Origin of the sequence: Streptomyces sp. NPDC046900, assembly GCF_040644975.1 — a bacterium.
Classification (GTDB): Bacteria; Actinomycetota; Actinomycetes; order Streptomycetales; family Streptomycetaceae; genus Streptomyces.
On the sequence record NZ_JBEYXD010000218.1, the window covers coordinates 1 to 2,762 of the forward strand.

Below are 2,762 nucleotides of genomic sequence, written 5' to 3' on the forward strand. Positions count from 1 at the left end.
TGGTGTAGATGAGTTCCGCGGCATGCTCCAGGATCCGGGCACGCGTCGCCTGACCCTTGTCCGTGAGCTTGTGAGGCACCCGAGCTCGTGTCGTGACTTCCATACGCCACACGATACCGCAGAGTGGGCTTGACGGCCCAGTCCCGGGGGTGTTAAATCTGAGGAGTGGGCCGCCAAGCCCAAAAACGCTCGGCCTGACCGGGCTCGGCGACTAGTCGCACGCCTACCGGAGGTTGATCCGCTATGTCACGACTGAACACACCCTCTCCCGACGACGTCACCGCGGGCGCACGAGGCATCCTCGACAACATCGGCGCACAGCTCGGCTTCGTCCCGAACATGTTCAAGACCATCGCGTCGAACCCGACCGTTCTTGACGCCGTCGTGACGCTGCAGGGCACCATGAGCCGGGTTCTGGACGCGAAGACGCGGGACACCATCGCGCTCGCCGTGTCGCAAGCCAACGGTTGCGATTACTGCCTGGCGATGCACACGTACGTATCGTCCGAACTCGGCGGGATGTCGAGCGACGACATCGACCTGGCCCGGGCCGGGAGCTCGGTCGACCCCAAGCGCGCCGCGGTCGCTCGATTCGCGCAGCAGGTGGTCGAGAGCCGCGGTCAGGTGAGCGACGCCGACCTGGCGGCTGTGCGAGGCGCCGGCTACACCGACCCGCAGATCCTGGCGATCGTCACGGTGGCGGTGCAGGTCCTGCTGACCAACTTCATCAACAACGTCAACCAGACCGACATCGACATCCCCGCCGCCAGCTCGGTCAGTACGCCCAGTTGAGCGCCCAAACCCCAGAGTGAAGATATGGCGGCCGGCCTGTACATATCGTCGGCCGGACCAAGTGAAGGGATAACCATGAAGGCAAGCGGAGTGTCCGGACCCGATGCGGACGTCGTCCTCCTGGAGGTGCCTGAGCCGCCGGCTCCTGGTGCTGGTCAGCTTCTGCTGGAAGTGGAGACGGCCGGGGTAGGCCCGTGGGACCGGTTGCTGAACGGTGCGGGCTGGGATGTGGGACTGCGTCCGCCGGCGGCGCTGGGTGTAGAGGGCATGGGCCGGGTTGTGGCCGTGGGTCCTGACGTCGAGGGCTTTGCTGTCGGCGACCGGGTGCTTGCGCATGAGGCCCCGTTGCCCGGTGGCAGTGGCTTCTGGGCTGAGCGGGTGCTGATCACTGCGGCCAGTGCTGCGATCTGCCCGGCGGGGCTGGATCCGGTGCAGGCGGGGGCGCTGCCGGTTGCCGGGCTCACTGCGTACCAGTCGTTGGAGGCGCTGAGGCTCAGCCGCGGACAGCGGCTTCTGATCACGAATGGTGGTGGGGCGACCGGTGTGCTGGCGTTGCAGATCGCTGCTGCTCGGGGGATCGAGGTGACGGTGACTGCGTCCGCTTCAGCTGCTGAGCGCCTGCGTGGTCTGGGTGCGCAGGAGGTTGTCGACTACCACGACTCGGATTGGGCGGGTCGGGTTCGTGGTGGCTTCGATGGTGCGCTGATCGCTGCTGGTGGTACCGCGCAGGCCGCGCTGTCGCTGGTGCGGGACGGTGGGCGTCTGGTGTCGCTGACCTCGGACGCGCCAGCGGAAGAGCGCGGTATCACCAGCACGGACCTCTACGTCCGGCCTGATGCCGCTCAGCTTACCCATCTGGCGGAGGCGGTCGCGGAGGGGAGGCTGAAGCAGAACGTGGAAGCGCTCCCGTTGAGTGAGGGGTCAGCCGCTTTCGCCCGGGTGTCCGCCGGGCAGGCCGGCGGCAAGAAGATCGTGCTCACCTGAGCACATCCACGACGGGGCGTCACCGGGCCCTGACACCGACTCACAGCACGCGCCGGACACGGCACGGCCGCGTGCACAGCCGTGCCCACCAGGCGCGGCGCGCATCAGGCGGTCGGGCCGGTTCACAGTGGCACCGTGCGGGGCGACCACCGGTCGTGCTCCGGGCTCCGGGACACGGCCCCCGGAACGGCCGTCCACGCGGATGCGATCACTGACCGGGGCAACGGCGGACAACGGGCGCAACGCGATCGGGAGGCCCGCGCAACAGCGCAGAGCAAGCAGCCAGGGCTTCCGCGGACCAGGCCATCGGCCCGTTGCGCCGCGCACTCGAAAAAGGTTGCGCCGTGACGGCCCAGGAGGGCGGGGCACGCAGACGTGGAAGGAAAGGTTGAAGGAGCGATGGGAATAATCACTGAGGACATGCGGCAGATCGTGACCAGCTCCAAGCTGGCGTTCGTTGCGACGGTCTGCGAGGACGGCTCTCCGAACCTCTCCCCGAAGGGGTCCGTGCGCGTCTACGACGACGATCACCTGGTATTCATGAACATGGCCTCGCCCAACACAGTGGAGAACCTGCGGCACGATTCGCGGGTAGAGGTCAACGTGATCGACTTCCTGCTCAGGCGGGGCTACCGCTTCAAGGGAACAGCCGAGATCCGCGGGGAAGGCGACCCGGTGTACGACTGGTCCCGCCAGTGGGTGCTGAACACCCACGGCGATCCCATCTACCCGTGCCACGAGGCCGTACTGATCCGGGTGGACCGGGCGCTGCGGGTGGACTCTCCGGCGTACACGTTCGGGCACGTGAACGAGGACGACCTGAAGCGTGAGTGGGCCGCCAACTACGGTGTGGCATACGTTTGATGCGACATCGAGACGTCTGTCACGCGGGGCCGGCCGCAGACCGTGGCGCCCGCCATACGATGTCCCCCTGCTCACTCCCGCGTTCTCCAGCACCACACTGACTCGGGAGGCTGCCGTCTCGC

Annotated in this window: 3 protein-coding genes; all 3 read left to right on the forward strand. The window is 67.3% G+C overall.

Features of this window, described 5'->3' with window-relative positions:
- Nucleotides 1–243 precede the first annotated feature (243 nt).
- Nucleotides 244–792 carry a carboxymuconolactone decarboxylase family protein gene (locus ABZ904_RS50965; protein WP_361831142.1) on the forward strand — a complete coding sequence of 183 codons (549 nt, stop codon included), beginning with the start codon at nt 244–246 and terminating at the stop codon, nt 790–792.
- A 75-nt stretch (nt 793–867) separates the two neighbouring features.
- Nucleotides 868–1,776, forward strand: a complete 909-nt coding sequence (locus ABZ904_RS50970; RefSeq protein ID WP_361831145.1) for an NADP-dependent oxidoreductase — start codon at nt 868–870, stop codon at nt 1,774–1,776.
- A gap of 399 nt (nt 1,777–2,175) precedes the next feature.
- A complete protein-coding gene (locus ABZ904_RS50975; RefSeq protein ID WP_359411010.1) occupies nt 2,176–2,640 on the forward strand; it encodes a pyridoxamine 5'-phosphate oxidase family protein in 465 nt (154 codons plus the stop codon).
- Nucleotides 2,641–2,762 lie beyond the last annotated feature (122 nt).

Excerpts from the sequence above, each read along its gene's own strand:
- ABZ904_RS50970 (WP_361831145.1), top strand. The coding sequence starts at position 868 with ATGAAGGCAAGCGGAGTGTCCGGACCCGATGCGGACGTCGTCCTCCTG.
- ABZ904_RS50975 (WP_359411010.1), top strand. The coding sequence starts at position 2,176 with ATGGGAATAATCACTGAGGACATGCGGCAGATCGTGACCAGCTCCAAG.
- ABZ904_RS50965 (WP_361831142.1), top strand. The coding sequence starts at position 244 with ATGTCACGACTGAACACACCCTCTCCCGACGACGTCACCGCGGGCGCA.